Source organism: Vibrio sp. 779(2023) (assembly GCF_033344285.1).
GTDB lineage: Bacteria > Pseudomonadota > Gammaproteobacteria > Enterobacterales > Vibrionaceae > Vibrio > Vibrio alginolyticus.
Map to the genome: position 1 here is coordinate 1 of NZ_JAWPOM010000183.1, position 1,115 is coordinate 1,115.

Consider the following 1,115-nt stretch of genomic DNA (forward strand, 5'->3'; position numbering starts at 1 on the left):
AAGCTCAGATCCATCAGCGTTGGGTCTTCTTTACGGAATGCTTCTAGGCGATCAGCCAGTGTAGCTTCATCATGAAGATTGCCTGCAGCCACTTCGGCATCTAGCCAGCAAAGGAATTTGCTCATCGCTACACCGTCGCGGATATGACAGGCTTTCATGCCCGCAATCTCAACTTCGTTTTTCGCGGCTTTTGGCATTAAACATGGATCGGCTGCAGCAATAACCGATGCGCCTGCATTTTGCAGAACTAACTTAAACCATGCGTTACTGATTGCTGGGTCGAGCAATACCTTTTTACCAGACATGGCTTCAAGGCGTGATTGAAGTGCTTCTGGATGATGAACCGTCACACCAGTGCCCACGTGCGCTGAAAATTCAGCAGGTAAGCGAGCGGGATCTAGGAAGTACTCCACACTTGAGTCGGCATGAAGAATCGCGTGCGACAGTAAAACTGGCAAACGCGATACATCCAAGCCACGTACGTTCAATAGCCAACAAATAGAATCAAGCGCTGTGATGACTGCGCTGTCTGCACCGGCTTTTGCTACCAGTTGAGCGATCTCTTTACGCTTACTTTCGCTTGATTGACCAACGGCTTTTGTTGGCATGAGGCGAACGTCAGAAACCACTGGTGCAGGGCGGTCATGCCACAGCTCATCAATTGGGTTGCCGGAGAGAATGTTTAGCTCCAGTTTTCCGGCCAGTTTTGCTTGTGCCATATCTAGCCAAGCCGAACTGTGCATGCGAGGGTCGATAGCCACGGACGCATTTGTGGTTAGATTGTCTTGAATCCAATCCAATGGTGGTTCTTCAATTAGGTGGCGATCTTCAAACAACTCACTAGGAACTTGTTTGGTCACTTGAACGGTGTAGCGGCCATCAACAAAAATCGCGGCTTTGTCTTGTGTGATCACGGCTGCGCCTGCAGAGCCTGTGAATCCGGTTAGCCAATGGAGGCGTTCATTGTGCGCAGGGACATATTCACCCAGGTATTCATCTTCATGAGGGATCAGTAGGGCATTAATGTTGTGTTGAGCAAGCCATTCGCGAATTGCGTTCACGCGGCTTAGGGTATCGTTGTGCATCTGTTTTATTCCTTCAAATTACCGCTCCTT

1 protein-coding gene is annotated in these 1,115 nt (G+C 49.4%); it reads right to left on the reverse strand.

The window, feature by feature from the left end; genetic code table 11:
* Positions 1 to 1,085: aminopeptidase P family N-terminal domain-containing protein (locus R8O70_RS25930; protein ID WP_318184552.1), on the reverse strand; the 1,085-nt coding region annotated here is incomplete at its 3' end.
* Between the last annotated feature and the right edge of the window lie 30 nt (positions 1,086 to 1,115).